The organism is Polaribacter sejongensis, assembly GCF_038024065.1.
GTDB classification, from domain to species: domain Bacteria; phylum Bacteroidota; class Bacteroidia; order Flavobacteriales; family Flavobacteriaceae; genus Polaribacter; species Polaribacter sejongensis.
This window is the reverse complement of record NZ_CP150667.1, coordinates 2,178,513-2,204,019: the sequence shown is the minus strand read 5'-3', so window position 1 is coordinate 2,204,019 and position 25,507 is coordinate 2,178,513. Positions and strand designations below refer to the sequence as shown.

Below are 25,507 nucleotides of genomic sequence, written 5' to 3'. Positions count from 1 at the left end.
AATATTTATTAACTCCTTCAGGTTTAAAAATCTAAAGGAGTTTTTTTATAAATATTACTCTCTTACAAAGTAAACTTTTTTAATTTTATTATTTTCAATACGATAAATAGCTATTGCTTCTTTTGTTATATCATTAAATTGTACAACTTCTTTATCTATAACAACATTACCTTTTACAATTCTTTCTGTTAATTCGCAATGTAAATTGGTAACATTCTCAAACATTTTTGCATACCTCTTTCTCATATTTTCTTTTCCTTTATAGTTTAACGTATTCGGAAAAGTATACACTTCTACATCATCTGCATAAGGTTCTAAAAAAGCTTCTATATTTCTAAGATTGTAAGCATTTAATTGTCTTTGTGCTAAATCTCTGGGAGTATCTTTTAATAAGTCATTCGGATTAAAAACAACACCTTTATTAATAACAGTATGTATATCAGTTAGGTTTTTTATATCTTTTATAGGATTTTTATTTAAAAGAATAAGATTTGCTTTTTTACCAATGGTAACACTTCCAAATTCATTCTCTTTATCAAAAATTTTAGCGCCATTTATTGTAGAAGCTTCAAGTATTTGCCAATTACTCATGCCACTTTTTTGCATTAATTCTAGCTCTTTTATATAAGAAGAAACATGTAAAGTACCAATATTACCAGCATCTGTACCAGTTGCAATTAATACACCAGCATCAGAAAGTGTTTTAAGATTTACACTACAAATAGAATCTGCTTTTTTTAAGTTGGCAATTCTATTGGGTTTATTTAAACGTGTTTTATAATTATTTACCAATAAAGTGTCAGAAAGATGTTTTAAATCTAATAAAGAACCCAATTGATAAGGATCTGCTGTTAACAATTCATCATTGCTAAACTGTAATCTTTGTCCAAATGTTTTACCATATCCTCCGCTGACTTGTAATGTAGGAGAAAGAATCGTTTTGTTTTTCTTTAATAATTGTATAAAGTCTTTTGATAAAATTTTATCCTTTACACTATGTACCAAAAAATCTGCCCCATTTTCTACAGCTAATTTTGCCGTAATTTCTTGTGTTGCATGTACTGCAACTTTTAAATCGTTTTTATGAGCTTCATCAATAACAGCTTTTACGATAGGTAAGTTTTTACGAGCACTTTCTTCTATACTTAAACCATCTCTACCTGCTATATACCAAATTTTAATAAAGTCTGGCTTATATTTTAATTGATCTTTAACGCCGTTAATGCCATCTTCAATACTTTCTGTTAAAGTAAAAGGCTCATCATGCTTTAAATTCTTGTAAACTTCAGATTCGTAAGTTGTTAATAAAGGACCTGTTATGAAAATTTCTGGAGCAAAATCTTTATCAGTAAATGTATTACGCTGTTCAAGGAAATTATAGGTAGCTCCAACATCAATTAAAGTTGTAATTCCGTTTTTTAAATACCTTTTCAATTTGTTTTCCATATCAGATTTTGCCAAAGCAATTTCTTCTGTATAACTAACATACTTTCTTAAATCAATAGCATCAGGTCGTGTATATAATCCTCCATTTTGAAAAAAATGAATGTGTGCATCTACCAAACCAGGAGCAATATACTTACCAGTTCCGTCAATAATAGTTGCGTTTTTAGGTAGTTTTATCTTATTGCTTTTTCTGATGTTAGAAATTAAATTGTTGGTAATTTCTATAGTTTGATTAGATACTAGTTTTTGTTTTTCTACATCAACTACTGTTACGTTGGTGATATAGGTTTGTGCAAAAAGTGAAAAAGAAGAAATTAGAAATGTGAATGTTAATAAAAAATTATTTTTCATTTTATGCAAGGTATTGGGGTTTTGTTTATTGAATTTTTATAAATATCAGCGAATCTATGATTTCAATTTATTAAAATAAAATTTATGGTGAGTTAGTATTGCTTATTATGGAACATCTATCTCTTTTTATTTTGATTAACATAGCAATGTTAAATTTGCTAGCTTATACAATCATATATTTCTGATATATAAGATTAAATGAATTTTAATTCCAAAATAATATCAAAACCAACAAATTTTTCTTCTTGATTTAGAAGAGAAAAAGTTGACTTATTTATTAAAAGAGAATATTTAGTTCATCTTTTTACTTTTGGTAATAAATTTAGAAAGTATAAGATTCAGAAACTAAAAAGCAGCAGAAGTTTCTAATTTCTAGTTTTATTGTTGAGTGAAAGAGTCTAAGGTTTTATCAGCATTAGAGCTTATCAAAAATAAATTCAATTTTAAAATTATTAGCAGATACAATAGCTTTTAATTGCTTGTTTTCTAAATAGTATTGTATGGTTTTTGGAAATTCATTTTTAGGGTTTTCACAAACAAAAGAAGAGTCCGTTTGTTGTGTTAATTTGAATAAAGTAGCAGTATCATTTACGCCTTCCACTTTTAAAAATAATGTATCTTTTACCGTAATAAAGCTCAATTTTTCTTTAAAAATAGTATCGTTTTCTTTTAAAGTATAACCTAAACCTTTAAGGTTTGTATTCCAAGATTCATAAGTAGTATTGCCCTCTTCTTCGTTTACACGAATCCAATCTCCAACTAGAAAATTGGGGATAAGCGTACTAGGTTTTTCTTTCTGACAAGAAGTGATCAATAAAAAAGAAAATACTATAAAGAGTAATTTCATAAAAATAGTTTCCTTTGTTCAAATATAATTATAAAAATTGTAAATTCGCAATCCAAGAAAAGACAGAAGATGTTAGATAAATTAAGAATTGTTAAGCAGCGTTATGATGAAGTTTCTGATTTAATTATTCAGCCAGAAATCATCATGGATCAAAAGCGTTATGCGCAATTGATGAAAGAATATAAAGATTTAGGTGATGTTGTTAAAAAGGGAGATGAATATCAAACCTTAACAAACAATATAGAGGAGGCAAAAGAAATACTTGCCGACGGTTCTGATGCCGAAATGAATGAAATGGCTAAGATGGAAATCGAAGAAGCCAATATTAGAATTCCTCAATTAGAAGATGAAATAAAAGTTTTATTAATACCAAAAGATCCTGAAGACTCTAAGAATGCAGTTGTAGAATTGCGTGCAGGTGCGGGTGGAGATGAAGCAAGTATTTTTGCTGGAGATTTATTTAGAATGTACACAAAATATTGTGAAAGTAGAGGCTGGAAAGTTTCTACTGTAGATTATTCTGAAGGTACCAATGGTGGTTTTAAAGAAATTCAGTTCGAAGTTACTGGTAATGATGTTTATGGGATTTTAAAGTTTGAGGCCGGTGTGCATCGTGTACAAAGAGTTCCACAAACAGAAACACAAGGACGTGTGCATACTTCTGCAGCTACTTGTATGGTTTTTCCGGAAGCGGAAGAATTTGATGTTGAAATTAACCCAAAAGAAGTTCGTATTGATTTCTTCTGTTCTTCTGGTCCTGGTGGGCAATCTGTAAATACTACGTATTCTGCAGTGCGTTTAACACACATTCCAACTGGTTTGGTTGCACAATGTCAGGATCAAAAATCGCAACATAAAAATAAAGAAAAAGCATTTAAAGTGTTACGTTCTCGTTTGTATGATATGGAGTTGGCTAAGAAGAATGCAGAAGACGCTTTAAAACGTGGTTCTATGGTTTCTTCTGGTGATAGAAGTGCTAAGATTAGAACTTATAACTATGCACAAGGTAGAGTTACAGACCATAGAATTGGTTTGTCTTTATACGATCTTCCAAATATTGTAAATGGAGATATTCAGAAAATTATTGATGAATTGATGTTAGCTGAAAATACTCAAAAATTAAAAGGATTAAGTGACGGAATATAGTGCTCTTAATATTTATAAGTAAAACCTTAAAACATTGTTTTAAGGTTTTTTTTTGGTTTAAAAATAAAAGCGATCATAGTTTAGGGAAACTATAGATCGCTTTTTGTGTAATTCAAATAGTTAAGAAATCTTAAACAATTTTTATTTTGTTTAGGGGGAAGATTACTTATGTTACAAATATATACTGGTAATTGAAACCCCACAATACCCATTTATGGGGTAATTTCATTTCACCGTTTTCGGTGAGTCAGTTCACCAGAAATGGTGATGATAGATTTTATTTCTAAAAATATATAGCTGTTAAAACTCTTTTGCACCACTACTTCAAATAATTTTTATAAGAATAGTATTGTTTTAGTGATTTTTGATTTTCCATTAGATTCTTGTATTTGTGCAATTTTAAATTTGAACAAGATTTTATGGCACAAAAAAAAAGCGATCATAGTTTAGAAAAACTATAGACCGCTTCTTTTTCATTCAATTATTTAAGAAATCTTAAACAATTTTTATGTTGTTTAGGGGGAAGATTACTTATGGTACAAATATATGCTTGTAATTTAGATGCTACAATACCCATTTATGGGGTATTTTCATCTCACTGTTTTCAGGTAGTAATCTCACTGAAAACAGTGAGGTGAATTTTTATTTGTAATTAGTTGTAGCTGATAAAACTCTTATAAAAGAATATTTATATGTTTTTGTAAAAAAGAACATTGCTTTTGTTGTTTACAATATTCTTTGAATGGGGTGTGTATTTGTGAAAATTAAAATCTTTGTAATATTATTACAAAAAAAAAGCGATTATAGTTTAGATAAACTATTAATCGCTTTTTGTGTAATTTAAATACTTAAGAAATCTTAAACAAATTATATCTTGCTTGGGGAAAAGATTACTTATGCTACAAATTTACACTAGTAATTTAAAACCTACAATACCCATTTATGGGGTATTTTCATCTCACTGTTTTCAGGTGGTCATATCACTGAAAACGGTAAAAAAAAACTTATTTTCCTATTAGATGTAATTCAGTAAATCCTTTATCTAGAAGTATAGATTGGGTATCTCCAGAAATTACACGGTCTATATTTGTTTCAACATTATCTATTTGAATAGAAGTAATCGTAAAAGGTAAATTATGGAACACAATATTAAACTTGCTGTAACCTGCGTTAAAGTCACCACGTTTATGTTGTTGTATAATTAATTCTTCTTTTTTTCCTGTTACCTTAAAAGTTCGTAAACTAAATCTACCTTTTTTATAATCATAGCCATCATGAGCATCATCGTATAATTGTGAAGATTCTTTCCCTTCTTTATAATAAAGATCTAAAGTAATTTCGTCAAATTGTTTTTCATCAACATATTGTTGTACAGGGTATTTTGGAATCACTGCACCTTCTTTAATAAATATAGGCATGCTATCTATGTCTGCATCTACCCACATTTCTTTTCCTCCAACTACAAGTTCATTTGTCCAGAAGTTATACCATTTACCTCTAGGAATGTACATTCTTCTTCCTCTAGCATTTGGCTCTTGTATTGGGCATACTAAAATTTGCTCACCATAAACAAATTCATCACTTCTATGGTGTGTAGCGGTATCTTCTTGGTCGTATAAAACTAACGATTTCAAAATAGGTGTTCCGTCATTAATATAATTCCAGAAACAAGTATATAAATAAGGTAATAATTGGTATCTAAGTTCCACAAACTTTCTTACAATGTCTGTAACTTCATCACCGAATACCCAAGGCTCTTGATCTCCATGATCTCCAGAAGAATGTACTCTACAAAAAGCATGAAAAACTCCTAATTGTACCCAACGAGCAAAAAGTTCCCCTTGTGGTTGTTCAGCAAATCCACCAATATCAGAACCCGCAAAAGAGAAACCAGACATTGCCATTCTTTGTGCTTGGTTATTTGCAATTGCTAAATGTTCCCAAGTGGCAACATTATCTCCCATCCACGTAGAAGTATATCTTTGTGCACCAGAATAAGCAGATCTTGTAATTACAAAAGGTCTCTTCGGATACGCATATTTCTTTAAACCATGGTATGTTGCACGTGCCATTTGAGTTCCATAAATATTGTGTGCTTTTCTATGAGAACAAGGATTTCCATCATAATCATGACGAACATCATCTGGGAAAGATTTGTTAGGAACGTCCATTACTGCAGGCTCGTTCATATCATTCCAAACTCCTTTTACTCCAAAATCTTCAATTAGTTCTTTAAATAAACCAGACCACCATTCTCTTACTTCTGGTTTGGTGTAATCTGGAAAATAACATTCACCAGGCCAAACTTTACCTTTCATATAAGGACCATCGGCACGTTTACAGAAATAATCTTTATCTAATGCCTCTTTAAAAACATCGTATTCTAAATCTATTTTAATTCCTGGATCTATAATAACTACGGTTTTAAAACCGTCTTCTTCTAATTCTCTAACCATTCTTTTAGGATCAGGAAAATGGTTTTTATCCCAAGTAAAACAACGGAACCCATCCATATAATCAATATCTAAATAGATAGCATCACAAGGTATTTTTAAATCTCTAAAAGTTTTTGTTACTTCTTTTACGTTACTTTCTGGAAAATAACTCCATTTACATTGATGAAATCCTAATGCCCATAATGGAGGTAAAGCGTGTGGTTTTCCTGTTAAATCTGTATAATTTTTAACTACATCTTCCATTTTTGGCCCGTAGATAAAATAATAATTCATTTCACCACCTTGTGCCCAAAAGCTTGCTACATTTCTTCTTTCATGTGCAAAATCGAAATGTGATTTAAATGTGTTATCAAAGAAAATTCCATAAGATTTATCGCCTTGTATAGCCGTATAAAAAGGAATTGCTTTATAAATAGGATCTGTATCTTTACCAAAAGCATATGAATCTGTAGCGTAATTTTCGAAACGTTTTCCTTTTAAGTTAACATCTACAGGTTTATCTCCTAAACCATAAAAACTTTCTGCTCTTTGGCAAGCTTTACTCATTTTTACGATGTCTCCACCATACTCATAACTTTCTTCCCAGTGAAATCCAATTTCATCCTCGTTTATTAACTTTAAGTCTACAGCATCAAAAAGTTTAACTTGTAAACTACTTTTTTCTATTTTACAGATTAATTTGGAAGTTGTAACAACATAGTGAGTTTCATCTTCTGTTACGTCTAAAAAGTAATACCCTCTAGATGCGTGAATAGTAACTCCGTAAGAAAAATCGTTTTCAAATTTACCTGTTGTAGAGTATCTAAATCTTATTACACTGTCTCTTACTACAGTAAGTTGTAAAATTACATTGTTCTTTGTGGTAAAGTATAATGTGTCTACATCTTTCTTGTAGCTCACTATTTCTGAAGGAAATAAGTTTCCTTTTTGTTCTAACTCTGTATTAACAATCATAATTTTGGTTGTTTGTTGTACTTATAAAAATCGTAATTATTTGTAAAAGAGTATTATGGAATACTTTTTTATCTACGATAATGGATTGGTTTAATTAAGATGTAAAAATATTGCTTATTTATTTAAATATAAATAGATTACATTTTCTTTTTTAAATTGACGGTGTTTTTCTTAATGTCTTAAAAATGAGGTTTTCTTATTGTGAAGTTAAAAAAAATATTCCTCTTTTTTTATCAGAATAATAGAATGATAAAAGAAGAGGATTTGCATTTTAAATTTATTTGTACTTGTAAGCAATCATTCCTAACGGAGGTAAATTTAATTCTATAGAATTTTCTCTATTATTCCATACCTTTTCTTCCGAAGCTAACTTTTTGTTTGCATAGTTTCCTGTACCATTATACTTGGTATCATCACTATTAAAAATAGGTTTTAAGGTACCCGATTTTGGTAAACCTATTCTATAATTTTCTCTAGGTACAGGAGTTAAGTTTAAGATAACAATTATATTATCTTTTTCATTTTCTCCTTTTCTAATATAAGACATAACAGAATTTTCATGGTCTCCATGATCTATCCATTCAAAACCTTCATGAGAAAATTGTTTTTCATGTAACGCTGGTTCTTTTTTGTATAGTTTATTTAAGTCTTTTACTAAATTTTGTGCACCTTTATGTACACCGTATTCTAATAAATGCCAATCTAAACTTCCGTCAAAATCCCATTCGCTTGTTTGTCCAAATTCTGCACCTTGAAACAATAATTTTGTTCCTGGGTGTGTGTACATCAAACTATATAACATTCTTAAGTTTGCGAATTTTTGCCATTCATCACCAGGCATTTTATCTACCAAAGCTTTTTTACCATATACTACTTCGTCATGAGATAGAGGTAACATAAAGTTTTCTGTAAATGCATAATTTAAACTGAATGTTAATTCATTTTGATGATGCTTTCTGTAGATAGGTTCTTTTGCAAAATAATCTAGTGTATCATGCATCCAACCCATCATCCATTTCATACCAAAACCTAAACCTCCATCATAAATGGGTTTAGATACTTTAGGGAATGACGTTGACTCTTCTGCAATAGTTTGCACATCTGGGAAAGACTCATAGACAGCTGCGTTCATCTCTTTAATAAAATTGATGGCATCTAAATTTTCTCTTCCACCAAATTCATTTGGTTCCCATTCTCCTTCTTCTCTAGAGTAATCTAAGAATAACATAGAGGCAACTGCATCTACTCTTAAACCATCTGCATGGTATTGGTCTAGCCAGAAAATAGCATTACTAATTAGAAATGATTTTATTTCGTTTCTTCCGTAGTTAAAAATTAAACTTTTCCAATCCTGGTGATATCCTTTTCTTCTATCTGGGTGCTCATATAAATGAGAGCCATCAAAGAAACCTAATCCGTGGTCATCTGATGGAAAGTGAGAAGGAACCCAGTCTAATAAAACTCCAATTCCTTTTTCATGAAATTTATCTACTAAATATTTAAATTCATTCGGATATCCAAAACGAGATGTAGGAGCAAAATAACCGGTTAATTGATACCCCCAACTTGGGTCATACGGAAATTCCATAATTGGCATAAATTCTACATGCGTAAAATTCATTTCTGCAACATAATTAACTAATTCTTCTGCTAATTCATTATAGCTTAAAAAGCGTCCTTCCTCAATTTGCTTTTTCCAAGAACCTAAATGAACTTCATAAACAGAAAAAGGTGCATCTAATGCATTATTTTTCTTTCTATTTTTCATCCATTTTTTATCATTCCAAGCGTAGTCGTCTTCCCAAACTTCTGATGCAGTTTTTGGTGGATGCTCGCATCTTCTTGCAAAAGGGTCTGCTTTTTCTGTAGTTATATCGTTATTAGTACTTCTAATTTTATATTTATAAATTGTTTCTTTACCAATATTCGGAATAAAACCTTCCCAAATACCGCTTCCGTCCCAACGTACATTTAAGTGATGCTCTCCTTCTAACCAAAAATTAAAATCTCCAATTACTGCGACCGATTTTGCGCTTGGAGCCCAAACGGCAAAATAGGTTCCTTCTACACCATCTACAGTAACAATGTGCGATCCAAATTTTTCGTATAATCTATAATGCTTTCCTGCTTGAAAAAGGCTAATATCAAATTCTGTAAAAAGACTGTGTACTTTTGTTTGTGCCATAGTTTTATGAGTTCAAAAAAGTACCTTTTTAAAAAGGTACTTTTTGTTATTTATTGATTTTAAAGATATGAAACGGAAGTGTTGCATGTAATTCTACATAATTCCATTCATTATACCAATTGTAACAATTTTTAGTTACCAAATCTTCTACCTCAATTTTCTGACCATGATTTATTTTTAAGGCTTGTAATGGTAATTGAATAGAACCAGATTGAGAGTTGTAAGCATCTAAACTTATAACTGTTATGGTTTCATTAGTTCTAGTATCATTCCATTTATAAAAAGCTATAATTTGGTCATTACCAGTTTCTAAAAATTGAATATTATTTGTTTGTTGATAAGATTCATGCTCTTTTCTAATATGATTAATTTTAGATATTAAAGTAGTTACTTTATTTTCTTTAAACCAGTCATAATTGCAAAGTTGAAATTTTTCTGACATATAATACTCTTCCTTACCAGGAATCGGATCACTTATCATTTGTTCAAACACAGGTCCGTAAATACCAATATTAGAACTTAAAGTTGCGGCTAAAGCATAACGTTGTAAGTATTTGCTTTCTGGAGCACCTTGTAAATGAAACGGATTAATATCTGGTGTATTTGGCCAGAAATTAGGTCTCATATATTCTTTTTGTTCCGTTTTGGTTAATTCGTTCATATACTCGATTAATTCGTGTTTAGAATCTCTCCAAGTAAAATAAGTATAAGATTGTGTATAACCTTGTTTTGCTAGTTGCTGCATTATTTTTGGACGTGTAAATGCCTCTGCTAAAAATAATACATCTGGATGCTGTTTTTTTACTTCAGCAATAATCCAACCCCAAAAAAAGTATGGTTTTGTATGTGGGTTATCAACTCTAAATACGTTAATTCCACAATCAATCCAATATAATAAAGTGTCTAAACATTCTTTCCAAAGATTTTTAAAGTCTTTACTTTCCCAATAAATTGGAAGAATATCTTGGTATTTTTTAGGTGGATTTTCAGCATACTGTACGGTTCCGTCTGGTCTCCATTTAAACCAATCTGGATGCTCTTTTACCCAAGGATGATCTGGTGCTGCTTGCAAAGCATAATCCATGGCAACTTCAATACCTAATTCTTTTGCCTTGGCAACTAAGTTTTTAAAATCTTCTAAAGAACCTAATTCTGGATGTAAGTCTTTATGACCACCATGTTTAGAGCCAATTCCCCAAGTAGAACCAACATCGCCATCTTGTGCTACAGTGGTATTGTTTTTACCTTTTCTATTTACTTCACCAATAGGATGAACAGGAGGGAAGTATAAAGTATCAAATCCCATCTTAGCAACTCTTGGTAATAATCTGTGACAGTCATTAAAAGTTCCATGTCTTCCTTCTTGCTCAGAAGCAGAACGTGGGAAAAATTCATACCAAGTACTAAATCTTGCTTTTAGTCTATCTACATATACTTTGTATTCAGGAGAAGTTTCTATTAAAATTTTCTCTGGATGCTTTTTAAAAATAGATGTTAATCTTTTAGAGACAGCTTCTTTTACAGCTTCGGAATAGGTTTCATTATTTTTAAAGATGAATATAAGGTGCAGTAAGTAATTTTTATCTTCAGAAGAAACTTTTTCTAGCATTGGAACTAAAAGTTCTGCTCCTTCTAAAAGTTCTGAACTTACATGTTGAGAATCATCTATTTTTCTTCCTAAACCATGTTGCCAATTTAAAGCATAATCTACCCAACCTTCAATTTTATATGAATAATAACCTTGTTTTGATGTTTGAAAGCTTGCTAAATACTCGTCATTAGATGATGGTGTCATTCTAATTTCTGACCATTCATTATCTTTTTCATGTTTGAATAATAAATTAGCCTGAAGTACATCATGACCATCAACTAAAACATCTGCAGTTACATTTACAATTTCATCTACAACACGTTTAATGTCTACTGTTCCGTGGTTTATTTGCGGAGCAATATTCTCTACTACAATTCTACTTTGATTTTGCATTAATTTTGTTAAGTTTAAATAATAAAAAAGTAAAAAAATGTGCTATCCTATGTTTGTTCCTTTAGGAATAATAGCATCCTTTTTAATAACTACAATTCCATCTTTAACCATATAGGTATCTGTTTCTACATCTTTTATGTGCTTTCCTCCATTTATTCTAACATCATCACCAATTCTACAGTTTTTATCTACAATACAGTTGTGTATATAACATCTGTCTCCAATTCCCATCATAATATCAATATTATTTTCAGACACTTCGTCTAAAGTTTCATAAGAATCGTTACCCATCATATAGGTATTAGATATTAAAGAGTTTTTTCCAATTCTAGAACGAATACCAATAACTGACCTTTCTATTTTTTCTGCATGAATTAGACAACCGTCTCCTATAACTACTTTATTTAAAATTGAACCTGCAATCTTAGAAGTAGGTAATATTCTTGGTCTTGTATAAATTCCTTTTTCATCATATAAATTAAATTGAGGAACATCATCTGTTAAACCTAAATTTGCTTCAAAGAAAGATTCGATAGTACCAATATCTTCCCAATAACCTTCATATTGATAACTAAATGTTTTATGCTTATCAATTGCTTGAGGAATAATTTCTTTACCAAAATCATTCGTATCAGGATTACTCATTAACTTTATTAATAAATCTCTATTAAATATATAGATACCCATAGAAGCTAAGTAGTCTCTTCCTTGTGCTTTCATTTCATCACCTACATCAGAAGTCCAATCAGGTAATAACTCTGCTGCAGGTTTTTCTATAAATGAAGTAATTATATTTTCTTCATTTGTTTTTAGTAAACCAAATGAGGTTGCATCTTTAGCCTCTACAGGATACGTTGCAATAGATATTTCTGCGCCACTATCTTCGTGCTTTTTAATCATATCATTAAAGTCCATCTGATATAATTGATCACCAGAAAGAATTAAAGCGTATTCAAAATCGTTTGCTAAAAAATGTTGCATACTTTGTCTTACAGCATCAGCAGTCCCTTGAAACCATTTATCACTTTTAATGGTTTGTTCGGCAGCCAATACATCTACAAAAGCAGAACTAAAGAAACTAAAATGATAAGTGTTTTTTATGTGTCTATTTAAAGAAGCAGAATTAAATTGAGTTAATACATACATTCTTTTAATATCAGAATTGATACAATTAGAAATAGGGATATCTACTAGTCTATATTTACCTGCAATTGGTACAGCAGGTTTAGATCTATCCTTTGTTAGTGGGTATAATCTGGAGCCTTGTCCACCTCCTAAAATAATTCCTAATACTTTTTCATTTATCATTGCGTTATTTTTTTAGTGATTTATATAATTCTTCTACTTGCTTAGCGATTGATATCCAATCAAAATGTTCTTCTACTCTTTTTCTTCCTTTTTGAGCCATCGTTTCCCTTAACTCAGGATCTCTAATAACTTTATTAACACCTTCTGCTAAGTCTCTAGCAAATTTATCTGGGTTTATTGGTTCAAAAGGGGCAGCGTCTTGCTGTTCTACAGGAATTAGAAAACCTGTCTCTCCATGAACAACAACTTCTTTAATACCACCAACAGCACTAGCTACAACAGCTGTATTACAAGCCATTGCTTCTATGTTGATAATACCAAAAGGTTCGTAAATAGATGGACAACAGAAAACATCTGCATGAGAATATAATTGAATAATTTCTTCTTTGGTGACCATTTTATCAATCCAGATTACATTTTTACGAGTTTTTTTAACCTCGTTAACGGCATCTTTCATTTCCGCACCAATTTCTGGAGTATCTGGTGCACCAGCACAAAGTACTATTTGAGTATCTGGGTCTATGTATTTTATGGCATTTACCAAATGAATAATTCCTTTTTGTCTTGTTATTCTTCCAACAAAAAGTACATAAGGTTTATTTTTATCTACACCATATTCATCTAAAGTAGCAGTTTCTGCAGTAGTAATGTATTGTTGTAAGTTAATACCGTTGTAAATAACCTTAATTTTAGATTCATCTACATTAAAATGTTTTAAAACATCTTCTTTTGTTTCTTCAGAAACAGCAATTAAGGCATCAGCCATTTCAATAGCTGTTTTCTCTATCCAAGAAGAAGCATCGTAACCACGACCTAGTTGTTCCCTTTTCCAAGGTCTTAATGGTTCTAAAGAGTGTGTAGTAATTACTAAAGGAATACCGTAGCAGAGTTTAGCTACAATCCCTGCAAAGTGCGAATACCAAGTATGGCAATGTACAACATCTGCATCTATAGGATCTGCATTCATATGAAGACCCGTACTTAAAGTTTTAAAGATGGCTTTAAGTTTATCGTCTGAGTTATCGAAAATTGGGTTTTCATAGGGAAAACCCTTTACTGTTGGATTGTTGTTACTGTCGTCCTGGTCTCCAAAACATCTAACTTCTACAGACATAAGCTTCGCTAATTCTGCAGCAAGATATTCTACATGAACACCAGCACCACCATATACATAAGGAGGATATTCTCTAGTATAAAAAAGGGCTTTCATAAAATTTTAGTAATTAAGTTGGTTTAGTTTTTTTTAGAAATTCTAAGTTAACAAAATACTATTTAATGGACTAAATAATTGAGGGTATTTTTATTTCAGTCATAAATATTACGAAAGTGATAATATTAAGGTGTAAATAGTGAGCCTTAATATAAAATTATCATAGATTTTAGAGTTTATGTTTAATTAATGAATTTTTTGTTTATGAAATTAACTATTTCTCTGTTTATTTATTTCATCTTGCAATTGTCTTCTAAGTTTTTGCTCTTTGTCTAATGTGTTTTTTCTGTGTTTTTCAAACTCTTCTTCTATCTCAGCTAAATTATCTTTGGCTTCTCTTGTTAACACGTTACTTCTAGTGAATTTAAATATAAAATAAGATAGTGCTAAAAGCAAGATAATTACAATACTCCAAAGTATAAGATTATACGTTACCTTACTTAATTGTAAACCAGCAACAGATATAGAATTTTCTTTTATTAAAGAAGCTTCTAAATCTAATTTTGTTTTAGATAGAAGAACCTTGTTTTTTTCAATATTCTCTTTTTCTGCATTTAATAATATATCTTTTTTTGATATAATCATTTTTGAAGACTTAAGAGAATCTAAAACATTCGACTTTAAACTCTGGTAACTATCTTTACTAATTACTTTATACGACTGATAAGTTGTAGATACTCTATAAATTTTATCAAACTGGTTTTCAATTGAGTTTGTTTCCTCTACGGTTTCTTGTGAAAAAGAAATAGTAGCAGTAAATATTAGTAAGGTAATTAATAATGATTTCATTTTTTTGTTTTTTGAAATGTAATGTAAGTCTATAAAAAAAACCCAAACGTAACTGTTTGGGTTTTATTATAAGCAAGTATTATTATTTATTTTATTTTTTCTACAACTGCCTTAAAAGCGTCTGGGTTGTTTACAGCTAAATCAGCTAAAACCTTACGGTTTAATTCGATTTGGTTAGCTTTCACTTTCCCCATAAACTGAGAGTAAGACATTCCGTGTAAACGAGCTGCAGCGTTAATACGCACAATCCATAAAGAACGGAAGTTTCTCTTATTGTTTTTACGGTCTCTGTATGCATAAAGCATACCTTTTTCAACTGCATTTTTTGCTACTGTGTAAACGTTTTTTCTACGTCCGAAGTAACCTTTTGCAGCCTTCAAGATTTTTTTTCTTCTTTTTCTTGAGGCTACTGAATTTACTGATCTTGGCATAATTTCAATGTGTTTTGTAAAGAGCGACGCTACTTACGTACTTTTAATTAAAAATGACTTTTAATTGCTACATTACATGGTTAATAATTAAATTTCCTGTTTAAACTTAAATTTACTTTAAGTTTAATTGTTGCTTGATATTCGATTCATCAGCTTTGTGAACTAATGCAGAATGTGTCAAGGCTAGCTTACGTTTTTTAGACTTCTTTGTTAAGATGTGACTTTTAAACGCGTGCTTTCTTTTGATTTTCCCAGTACCAGTAACTTTAAATCGTTTTTTGGCGCTAGATTTGGTTTTCATTTTAGGCATCTCTCCTTCGTTTTTAACTTGCTTATTATCTTTAGTATTAAAGTTATTAGTCCAAAAAGTTTTAAAGTTAAGTAATACCTAACTTTAAAATCTCTAAGAAGCTTTAAACTTTAAAAACTCTTTTTATTTTAGTTTTTTAGGAGCAATAAACATAATCATACGTTTACCTTCTAATTTTGGTAACTGTTCTACTTTACCATACTCTTCTAACTCTTGGGCTAATTTTAATAATAAAATTTGTCCTTGTTCTTTAAATATAATAGAACGCCCTTTAAAGAATACAAATGCTTTTAATTTAGCACCTTCTTGTAAGAACTTAAGAGCATGTTTCTTTTTAAATTCATAATCATGCTCATCAGTTTGAGGTCCAAAACGAATTTCTTTAATCGTCACTTTTGTAGCTTTCGATTTTAAAACTTTTTCACGTTTTTTCTGCTCATACAAGTATTTCTTGTAATCAATAATTTTACAAACAGGTGGCTTAGCTTTTGGTGATATTTCAACCAAATCCAATTCCTGTTCTCTGGCTAATTCTTTAGCTTTATCTAAAGGATATACACCAACTTCTATATTATCGCCCACAAGACGAACTTCGTCAACATATCTTATTTTCTCATTAATTCTATGTTGATCTTCTTTGATTACTCTTAACGGTCTTCTTGACCTGCTTCTACGAATTGCTATGACTTATAAATTTTAAATTTAACTAATGGTTGTTTTCCAACCTTTTTATTTTCTAGACGAATTTCAAAATTAATTAAAATTTCTTCAATGTTTTACTTTCTTCTGCTTTAATTAAAGAAATAAATTCTTCAATTGTAAAGGTACCAAGATCTCCTTCACCATGTCTTCTTACAGAAACTGTGCCATCTTGTTCTTCTTTTTCACCAACAATTACCATAAACGGTACTTTGCTAACTTCTGCATCTCTAATCTTACGACCAGTTTTCTCACTTCGGTTATCTACCAGGGCGCGAATTTCGGAATTTTCTAACGATTTTAAAACTTTTTCTGAATATTTTTCATATTTATCACTGATTGGCAATAAGATAACCTGATCCGGAGTTAACCAAAGAGGGAAGTTACCGCCCGTATGCTCTAGTAATACCGCAATAAAGCGCTCCATAGAACCAAACGGTGCTCTGTGAATCATCACTGGTCTGTGTAGCTGGTTATCGGCTCCTTTGTAGGTTAAATCAAAACGTTTTGGTAAATTATAGTCAACTTGTATCGTTCCAAGTTGCCAACTTCTTCCCAAAGCGTCCTTCACCATAAAGTCTAATTTAGGTCCATAAAAGGCAGCTTCACCTTCTTCAATCACAAAATCTAAACCTTTATCTGTAGCAGCGTTAATAATTGCTTGTTCTGCAGCATCCCAAGTTTCAGCATCTCCTATATACTTGTCAGGGTTACTTTTATCTCTAATAGAAACCTGAGCAGTAAAATCTTCAAAACCTAAAGAACCAAAAACATATAAAACTAAATCTATAACATCTTTAAATTCTTGATCTAATTGTTCTGGTGTGCAAAAAATATGCGCATCATCTTGCGTAAAACCTCTAACTCGTGTTAAGCCGTGTAATTCACCACTTTGTTCATATCTATATACGGTACCAAATTCTGCAAAACGCTTAGGTAAATCTTTATAAGAATAAGGTTTAAAGTTATAAATTTCACAGTGATGTGGACAATTCATTGGTTTTAATAAAAACTCCTCATCCATTTTAGGCGTTTTTATCGGCTGAAAACTATCTGCACCATATTTTTCATAATGACCAGATGTAACATATAGTTCTTTTTGACCAATATGTGGAGTCATTACTTCTTCGTAACCAGCTTTCTTTTGTGCGATTTTTAAGAAATCTTGTAAGCGATTACGTAAAGCAGTACCATTTGGTAACCACAAAGGTAAACCAGCACCAACTTTCTGAGAAAAAGTAAACAATTCTAATTCCTTACCTAGTTTTCTGTGGTCACGTTTTTTAGCTTCTTCTAATAACTCTAAATATTCAGTTAATAACTTTTGTTTTGGGAAACTAATTCCATAAACACGTGTTAACTGATTATTTTTTTCATCACCACGCCAATAAGCACCGGCAACACTCGTTATTTTAATTGCTTTTATAATACCTGTATTAGGTATATGACCTCCTCTACATAAATCTGTAAAATTGCTATGGTCACAAAAAGTAATTTCTCCGTCCGTTAAGTTTTCAATCAACTCAACTTTATATTCGTTATTTTCTGCTTTATATAAAGACAAAGCATCCGCTTTAGAAACGGAACGTAAAGAGAATTCATGTTTTCCACGAGCAATCTCTAAAAATTTCTTTTCTATACTAGGAAAATCCTTGTCAGAAATAACGTCATCACCTAAATCAATATCATAATAGAAACCATTATCAATAGCAGGTCCAATCGTTAATTTAGCCTTCGGATAAAAACTTAAGATTGCTTCTGCTAATACGTGCGCAGATGAATGCCAAAAAGCTTTCTTTCCGCCATTGTCATTAAATGTGTATAAAATTAAAGAACCATCCGTGGTTAATGGGGTAGAGGTTTCAATGGTTACGTCGTTAAAATTTGCAGAGATTACATTTCTAGCAAACCCTTCACTAATGCTTTTTGCAACATCCATCGGAGTGCTATTCTTAGCAAACTCCTTAATAGTTCCGTCAGGTAAAGTTATTTTAATCATTTAATGTCTAATATTTGAGAATGCAAAGATATTAGAAAACAATTTTTCACACAATATATATATGTACTTATTAAAGACTAGTTTTTTTTACGGGTGTTCCTGCGCTGAAAAAGCGCAGTCGGGCTTTACACTATATCTTTTTTGGATGTTATTTTCGCTTCAATAACATCCAAAAAAGGATGTCGCTTCAATCCCTAACACGAGTATTTGTCAACTTAATTCCCATTTTAGAATTGGTACCTTATATATAGATAATAAGTAGGTGTATATAAATGCAAATTTTGAAGTAACTTATTATATTGTCAGTTCGAGTGGAGTGGTGAACGATTAAACTCTAAAATAAGGTTATATTTCTCTCAACTAGATATATTGGTTGTTTTTAAGCTATTCCTATATATTTAAAAGAAACCTAACAATTTCGACTTTCGATAAACATGATTTTTGCATTCTTAAAATATATCCACAACTGCTAGATTTACCTGGTTGGGAGGAGCGAAGCAAAACCAACCCTTTCTTCATCTTAATGCTTAATAATCTTTCTTTTTAAAAACACTCTCTTATATATAAGATACAATAGTATTTATATTGAAAGAGTCTCTTGTTAGAAAAAAATACTTAGCCATTTTTAATATTGTAAATTGTATCAACTATTAGCAAAAGAATGGAACGGTTAGAATGTATAGTGCTTAAAAAGACTTTCTCATAACCAGTGAAGTCTACTTTAATCACACTATTTCTAAGATTCATTCACATTTTATCAAACCTCAAACAACCAAAAGACCTTTTTGAACTAAAATTACCCCTCCAACCAACCTATGATTTCTATGTTTCTATGTGTTAAAAACAAGCATGCACCTCCAAAACCACGACAATTACTAAAACCCAAAAAAAAACCTCAAAAAAACTTCCTTTATAACCCCTTAAAAACAAGCTCATTAAAACGGTATGTAAAATTAAATTAAAATAAAGGTAAAAAAATAGTTGTTAGATTAAAAATGAGTTGTAAGTTTGCACCCGCTAACAGTAATATCACACAGTTAGCAACGTTCATTGAGGAGTTGTAAGTAAGGTGAGGATTAGTCTTTTATCTAAATAAAATGTCAAAATTTTATTAAAAATAAAATAACAATTTCCTTAGGTTTATAATTAAAAAGAGTTGTATGTTTGCAGTCCGAAATTTTCGGCAAAAAAGTTCAGAGATTTTTAGTTTTACAGCAAACAAAAACAAATAAAAAAAAGTTTAATTTTTTTATTGTCAGATTAGAAATAGTTTGTATGTTTGCAGCCGCTAAGAATTACAGCAAAAACGATCAAAGAAAATTTGGAATGACTCTTAAGAAAGTCAGTTAGTTCGAGTCTAACATTTCTACAAAGTTTTAACCGATTAACATCTTTAAGTTGTTAATTAAGATTGAAACAAAGTTCATTGAAAATATTGAAATTGACAGCGTAATTAAAGAGTAGAATAACCATGTTTAGATTTATTTAAACAAATTCTTTTGAAACTTATTCATTAAAATATTTAAAATATACAATGAAGAGTTTGATCCTGGCTCAGGATGAACGCTAGCGGCAGGCTTAACACATGCAAGTCGAGGGGTAACATTGTGCTTGCACAGATGACGACCGGCGCACGGGTGCGTAACGCGTATAGAACCTACCTTTTACTGGGGAATAGCCTTTAGAAATGAAGATTAATGCTCCATGGTATTGAGTTTTGGCATCAAAACTTAATTAAAGATTTATTGGTAAAAGATGGCTATGCGTCCTATTAGTTAGATGGTAAGGTAACGGCTTACCATGACTTTGATAGGTAGGGGTCCTGAGAGGGAGATCCCCCACACTGGTACTGAGACACGGACCAGACTCCTACGGGAGGCAGCAGTGAGGAATATTGGGCAATGGAGGCAACTCTGACCCAGCCATGCCGCGTGAAGGATGACTGCCCTATGGGTTGTAAACTTCTTTTATACAGGAAGAAACACTGGTATGTATACTAGCTTGACGGTACTGTAAGAATAAGGACCGGCTAACTCCGTGCCAGCAGCCGCGGTAATACGGAGGGTCCGAGCGTTATCCGGAATCATTGGGTTTAAAGGGTCCGCAGGCGGTCAATTAAGTCAGAGGTGAAATCCCATAGCTCAACTATGGAACTGCCTTTGATACTGGTTGACTTGAGTCATATGGAAGTAGATAGAATGTGTAGTGTAGCGGTGAAATGCATAGATATTACACAGAATACCGATTGCGAAGGCAGTCTACTACGTATGTACTGACGCTGAGGGACGAAAGCGTGGGGAGCGAACAGGATTAGATACCCTGGTAGTCCACGCCGTAAACGATGGATACTAGTTGTTGGGCATTAGCTCAGTGACTAAGCGAAAGTGATAAGTATCCCACCTGGGGAGTACGGTCGCAAGACTGAAACTCAAAGGAATTGACGGGGGCCCGCACAAGCGGTGGAGCATGTGGTTTAATTCGATGATACGCGAGGAACCTTACCAGGGCTTAAATGTAGTCTGACAGCTTTAGAGATAGAGTTTTCTTCGGACAGATTACAAGGTGCTGCATGGTTGTCGTCAGCTCGTGCCGTGAGGTGTCAGGTTAAGTCCTATAACGAGCGCAACCCCTGTCGTTAGTTGCCAGCAAGTAAAGTTGGGGACTCTAACGAGACTGCCTACGCAAGTAGTGAGGAAGGTGGGGATGACGTCAAATCATCACGGCCCTTACGTCCTGGGCCACACACGTGCTACAATGGTATGGACAATGAGCAGCCATCTGGCAACAGAGAGCGAATCTATAAACCATATCACAGTTCGGATCGGAGTCTGCAACTCGACTCCGTGAAGCTGGAATCGCTAGTAATCGGATATCAGCCATGATCCGGTGAATACGTTCCCGGGCCTTGTACACACCGCCCGTCAAGCCATGGAAGCTGGGAGTGCCTGAAGTCGGTCACCGCAAGGAGCCGCCTAGGGTAAAACTGGTAACTAGGGCTAAGTCGTAACAAGGTAGCCGTACCGGAAGGTGCGGCTGGAACACCTCCTTTCTAGAGAAAGATGGTGAGTTACAAAAAAAGGTCATTTTTACTCTTTGCTGTTAATTTTATAATATAAGTATTTTAAGCTATTATAGTCTCGTAGCTCAGCTGGTTAGAGCGCTACACTGATAATGTAGAGGTCGGCAGTTCGAGTCTGCCCGGGACTACAAAAAGCAAAAAAGTACTAAGGAAATTCTGGAAGTAAGAGGATTCTACATTCATAATTTAGGATTTATTCTGAATTTCATAATGGGGGATTAGCTCAGCTGGCTAGAGCGCTTGCCTTGCACGCAAGAGGTCATCGGTTCGACTCCGATATTCTCCACCAGGTCAATTAACAATGACCATTTAACATTGATCAATTTTGAATTGATAATTGTTAACTGATAATTGTGTAATTGAAAGAAAGTTCATTGACATATTGGTAAAATGATATCGTAAGAATCAAATAGATAGAGAACAATTAGAGCAATCTAATTAAATAATTTTTTTATAAAAATATAAAAGAGTTCATTATAGTATGGAAACATACTGTAGCAAAAAGTACAATAAGTTAAGTAAGGGCGTATGGCGGATGCCTAGGCTCTCAGAGACGACGAAGGACGTGATAAGCTGCGAAAAGCTACGGGGAGGGGCACATACCTTTTGATCCGTAGATATCCGAATGGGGCAACCCGGCATGTTGAAGACATGTCACCACGTAAGTGGGGTAAACCCGGTGAACTGAAACATCTAAGTAACCGGAGGAAGAGAAAACAATAGTGATTCCGTTAGTAGTGGCGAGCGAACGCGGATTAGCCCAAACCTATTTTGTTACGGCAAAATAGGGGTTGTAGGGCCACGATATTCGAAGATAAGTGAATTAGAATTGTTTGGAAAGACAAACCATAGAGGGTGATAGTCCCGTAAAAGTAAGCGAATTTTAGATAGTGGTACCCTGAGTAGTGCGGGACACGAGTAATCCTGTATGAATCCACCGGGACCATCCGGTAAGGCTAAATACTCCTGAGAGACCGATAGTGAACTAGTACCGTGAGGGAAAGGTGAAAAGAACCCTAAGTAAGGGAGTGAAATAGAACCTGAAACCGTACGCCTACAAGCGGTCGGAGCATCATTTATGGTGTGACGGCGTGCCTTTTGCATAATGAGCCTACGAGTTACTGTTTCTAGCAAGGTTAATTGATTAAGTCAAGGAGCCGTAGCGAAAGCGAGTCTGAATAGGGCGATTTAGTTAGTAGTAGTAGACGCGAAACCGAGTGATCTACCCATGGGCAGGTTGAAGCTGTAGTAACATACAGTGGAGGACCGAACCAGTTGACGTTGAAAAGTCTTTGGATGACCTGTGGGTAGGGGTGAAAGGCCAATCAAACTCGGAAATAGCTCGTACTCCCCGAAATGCATTTAGGTGCAGCGTTGAGTAAAAGTTTTATAGAGGTAGAGCTACTGATTGGATGCGGGGGCTTCACCGCCTACCAATTCCTGACAAACTCCGAATGCTATAAAATGTTTCTCAGCAGTGAGGGCATGGGTGCTAAGGTCCATGTCCGAGAGGGAAAGAACCCAGACCATCAGCTAAGGTCCCCAAATATATGTTAAGTTGAAAAAACGAGGTGAAATTGCTTAGACAGCTAGGATGTTGGCTTGGAAGCAGCCATTCATTTAAAGAGTGCGTAACAGCTCACTAGTCGAGCGATTTCGCATGGATAATAATCGGGCATAAACATATTACCGAAGCTATGGATTAACGTTGAAAGACACGTTAGTGGTAGGGGAGCATTGTAATCAGCGTAGAAGGTGTACTGTGAGGTATGCTGGAGTGATTACAAAAGAAAATGTAGGCATAAGTAACGATAATGGGGGCGAGAAACCCCCACACCGAAAGACTAAGGTTTCCTCAGCGATGCTAATCAGCTGAGGGTTAGTCGGGTCCTAAGGCGAATCCGAAGGGAGTAGTCGATGGATAACAGGTTAATATTCCTGTACTTCTTATAATTGCGATGGGGTGACGGAGTAATGAAAGCACCGCGAACTGACGGAATAGTTCGTTGAAACATGTAGCTATTAGAACTGTAGGCAAATCCGCAGATCTAGGTGAAATGTGATAGTACCAAGCGTCTTCGGACAATTGGATAGCGTGCCTAAGGGCTTCCAAGAAAAACCTCTAAGCTTCAGATTATAAGAACCCGTACCGTAAACCGACACAGGTAGTTGGGATGAGAATTCTAAGGTGCTCGAGAGATTCATGGCTAAGGAACTAGGCAAAATAGACCCGTAACTTCGGGAGAAGGGTCGCCCATCTTCGGATGGGCCGCAGTGAAAAGGTCCAGGCGACTGTTTATCAAAAACACAGGGCTTTGCTAAATTGAAAGATGATGTATAAGGCCTGACACCTGCCCGGTGCTGGAAGGTTAAGTGGAGGGTTTAGCTTCGGCGAAGATCTGAAATGAAGCCCCAGTAAACGGCGGCCGTAACTATAACGGTCCTAAGGTAGCGAAATTCCTTGTCGGGTAAGTTCCGACCTGCACGAATGGTGCAACGATCTGGACACTGTCTCAGCCATGAGCTCGGTGAAATTGTAGTATCGGTGAAGATGCCGATTACCCGCAGCGGGACGAAAAGACCCCGTGAACCTTTACTATAGCTTAGTATTGGCTTTGGATAAGTAATGTGTAGGATAGGTGGGAGACATTGAAGCGGCGTCGCTAGGCGTTGTGGAGTCGTCCTTGAAATACCACCCTTTGCTTATCTAGAGTCTAACTCAGAGATGAGGACAGTGCTTGGTGGGTAGTTTGACTGGGGTGGTCGCCTCCAAAAGAGTAACGGAGGCTTCTAAAGGTACCCTCAGTACGCTTGGTAACCGTACGTAGAGTGCAATGGCATAAGGGTGCTTGACTGAGAGACATACAGGTCGATCAGGTTGGAAACAAGAGCATAGTGATCCGGTGGTTCCGCATGGAAGGGCCATCGCTCAAAGGATAAAAGGTACTCCGGGGATAACAGGCTGATCTCCCCCAAGAGCTCATATCGACGGGGGGGTTTGGCACCTCGATGTCGGCTCGTCACATCCTGGGGCTGGAGAAGGTCCCAAGGGTTGGGCTGTTCGCCCATTAAAGTGGCACGCGAGCTGGGTTCAGAACGTCGTGAGACAGTTCGGTCTCTATCTGCTGTGGGCGTTAGAAATTTGCGTGGATCTGACTCTAGTACGAGAGGACCGAGTTGGACTGACCTCTAGTGTACCTGTTGTTTCGCCAGAAGCATAGCAGGGTAGCTACGTCGGGAAGGGATAAGCGCTGAAAGCATATAAGCGCGAAACCCACCACAAGATGAGATTTCTTTAAAGGGTCGTTGGAGATTACAACGTTGATAGGTCATAGGTGTAAAGGCAGTAATGTCATAGCCAAGTGATACTAATAACCCATAGACTTATGTACGCTTCCCGCCGAAAGGCGGGAGCACAGACTCTTTATTTATTACGAAAAAAACGATATTATTTTACCATATGTCAACTTATACAGTTGAAGCAATTTAGCTGAAAATTTTAGGGTGGTTATAGCATTGGGGCTCACCTCTTCCCATCTCGAACAGAGAAGTTAAGCCCAATCGCGCCGATGGTACTGCATTTATGTGGGAGAGTAGGTCGCCGCCTTTCTTTAATACGGAATAAACTCCGTATCTATAAACCTCAATTCTTCGGAATTGAGGTTTTTTTTTGTGATAAACTGAAATTGTGTGTATGATTTTGTGACGGTACTCGTTGCAAACGAGCACTAGCCTTGAAAATATTTATTGTTAAATCTATCCATAAGATAAAGTTATTTAACTTGTCATTTTGACCGTAGGAAAACCTCATATTCTTGATCATAAACTATTTTATATTGTTATGTTATTTCTCCCGAAAAGTCAAAAAGACAAATTGGCGGTAGATATGTTACCCGTAATGGTACTCGTTATAAACGAGCACTAGCCTTACTTAAGTTGTATGGAAGAACAAAATAAGTGACTTAAAAATCATATAATATTTATGTTTATTAATTTTTTTATAAAATCACTTAGTCTAAGTTATTTTTATGATTAGGTTTATTTATGTAACTGAATTGCTATATTTTTTTACGATAAATAATTAAGTTATCATTGTTCAATATACTTAATCAGTATAGAAGTATTTATTTATCAAACTAAAGTATAATATGTATTTATCAGATTAGATATGACATTTACTATAATTATTTAAACCTATTAAGGTATTATCCTTTATTAAATTAGTGTTTAAATTTATCTTTTGTATTGTATTACGTTTTCAATTAATGCTTATTTTTTTTGTTATTCTATTTAATATTGCATCAATAATTTTT

General features: G+C 33.6%; 13 protein-coding genes, 2 tRNA genes and 3 rRNA genes. 6 read left to right on the top strand and 12 right to left on the bottom strand.

All coding sequences use genetic code 11. The features are described 5' to 3' along the window. Positions 1-54: 54 nt before the first annotated feature. A complete protein-coding gene (locus WHD08_RS09140) occupies positions 55-1,797 on the bottom strand; it encodes an amidohydrolase family protein (RefSeq protein WP_208891049.1) in 1,743 nt (580 codons plus the stop codon). 415 nt (positions 1,798-2,212) lie between these two features. Further along, positions 2,213-2,644, bottom strand: coding sequence for a hypothetical protein (locus WHD08_RS09135; protein WP_208891050.1), 432 nt, complete (start codon positions 2,642-2,644; stop codon positions 2,213-2,215). A 69-nt stretch (positions 2,645-2,713) separates the two neighbouring features. Between WHD08_RS09135 and prfA the strand changes: the two genes are divergently transcribed. Then, the gene (gene prfA / locus WHD08_RS09130; RefSeq protein ID WP_165733714.1) at positions 2,714-3,790 is read left to right on the top strand and encodes a peptide chain release factor 1; all 1,077 of its coding nucleotides are present in this window, start codon (positions 2,714-2,716) and stop codon (positions 3,788-3,790) included. Positions 3,791-4,794: 1,004 nt separating this feature from the next. Here the strand turns inward: prfA and WHD08_RS09125 are convergent. From WHD08_RS09125 to thrS, 10 genes are all read right to left on the bottom strand, one after another. Beyond that, entirely contained in the window at positions 4,795-7,200 is a 2,406-nt protein-coding gene (locus tag WHD08_RS09125; protein WP_208891051.1) for a glycoside hydrolase family 31 protein, read from the bottom strand. A gap of 277 nt (positions 7,201-7,477) precedes the next feature. Then, on the bottom strand, positions 7,478-9,385 hold the full coding sequence (gene glgB / locus WHD08_RS09120) for a 1,4-alpha-glucan branching protein GlgB (protein WP_208891052.1): 1,908 nt from the start codon (positions 9,383-9,385) through the stop codon (positions 7,478-7,480). A 46-nt stretch (positions 9,386-9,431) separates the two neighbouring features. Further along, a complete protein-coding gene (locus WHD08_RS09115) occupies positions 9,432-11,369 on the bottom strand; it encodes an alpha-1,4-glucan--maltose-1-phosphate maltosyltransferase (RefSeq protein WP_208891053.1) in 1,938 nt (645 codons plus the stop codon). Between the two features lie 42 nt (positions 11,370-11,411). Continuing rightward, entirely contained in the window at positions 11,412-12,677 is a 1,266-nt protein-coding gene (locus tag WHD08_RS09110) for a glucose-1-phosphate adenylyltransferase (RefSeq protein WP_165733710.1), read from the bottom strand. Between the two features lie 4 nt (positions 12,678-12,681). Beyond that, complete coding sequence (gene glgA / locus WHD08_RS09105) at positions 12,682-13,887, bottom strand: glycogen synthase (RefSeq protein WP_208891054.1); 1,206 nt, start codon at positions 13,885-13,887, stop codon at positions 12,682-12,684. A 210-nt stretch (positions 13,888-14,097) separates the two neighbouring features. After that, entirely contained in the window at positions 14,098-14,676 is a 579-nt protein-coding gene (locus WHD08_RS09100; RefSeq protein ID WP_208891055.1) for a hypothetical protein, read from the bottom strand. A gap of 86 nt (positions 14,677-14,762) precedes the next feature. Next, positions 14,763-15,107, bottom strand: a complete 345-nt coding sequence (gene rplT / locus WHD08_RS09095; RefSeq protein WP_068450935.1) for a 50S ribosomal protein L20 — start codon at positions 15,105-15,107, stop codon at positions 14,763-14,765. Between the two features lie 112 nt (positions 15,108-15,219). After that, the gene (rpmI, locus tag WHD08_RS09090) at positions 15,220-15,417 is read right to left on the bottom strand and encodes a 50S ribosomal protein L35 (RefSeq protein WP_165733707.1); all 198 of its coding nucleotides are present in this window, start codon (positions 15,415-15,417) and stop codon (positions 15,220-15,222) included. 123 nt (positions 15,418-15,540) lie between these two features. Then, positions 15,541-16,059, bottom strand: a complete 519-nt coding sequence (infC, locus tag WHD08_RS09085; protein ID WP_166384504.1) for a translation initiation factor IF-3 — start codon at positions 16,057-16,059, stop codon at positions 15,541-15,543. 115 nt (positions 16,060-16,174) lie between these two features. Further along, positions 16,175-18,115: a threonine--tRNA ligase gene (gene thrS, locus WHD08_RS09080; RefSeq protein WP_208891056.1), complete on the bottom strand. Its 1,941-nt coding sequence runs from the start codon at positions 18,113-18,115 to the stop codon at positions 16,175-16,177. A gap of 1,531 nt (positions 18,116-19,646) precedes the next feature. Between thrS and WHD08_RS09075 the strand changes: the two genes are divergently transcribed. The 5 genes from WHD08_RS09075 (at position 19,647) to rrf (ending at position 24,804) form a co-directional block, all read left to right on the top strand. Continuing rightward, positions 19,647-21,164, top strand: a 16S ribosomal RNA gene (locus tag WHD08_RS09075). A gap of 84 nt (positions 21,165-21,248) precedes the next feature. Beyond that, positions 21,249-21,322 (top strand) — tRNA-Ile (locus WHD08_RS09070). 84 nt (positions 21,323-21,406) lie between these two features. Further along, a tRNA-Ala gene (locus WHD08_RS09065) sits at positions 21,407-21,483 on the top strand. Between the two features lie 218 nt (positions 21,484-21,701). Next, positions 21,702-24,586, top strand: a 23S ribosomal RNA gene (locus WHD08_RS09060). A 108-nt stretch (positions 24,587-24,694) separates the two neighbouring features. Further along, a 5S ribosomal RNA gene (gene rrf / locus WHD08_RS09055) occupies positions 24,695-24,804 on the top strand. Together the 16S, 23S and 5S rRNA genes with 2 tRNA genes alongside form the textbook arrangement of a ribosomal RNA operon. Positions 24,805-25,507 lie beyond the last annotated feature (703 nt).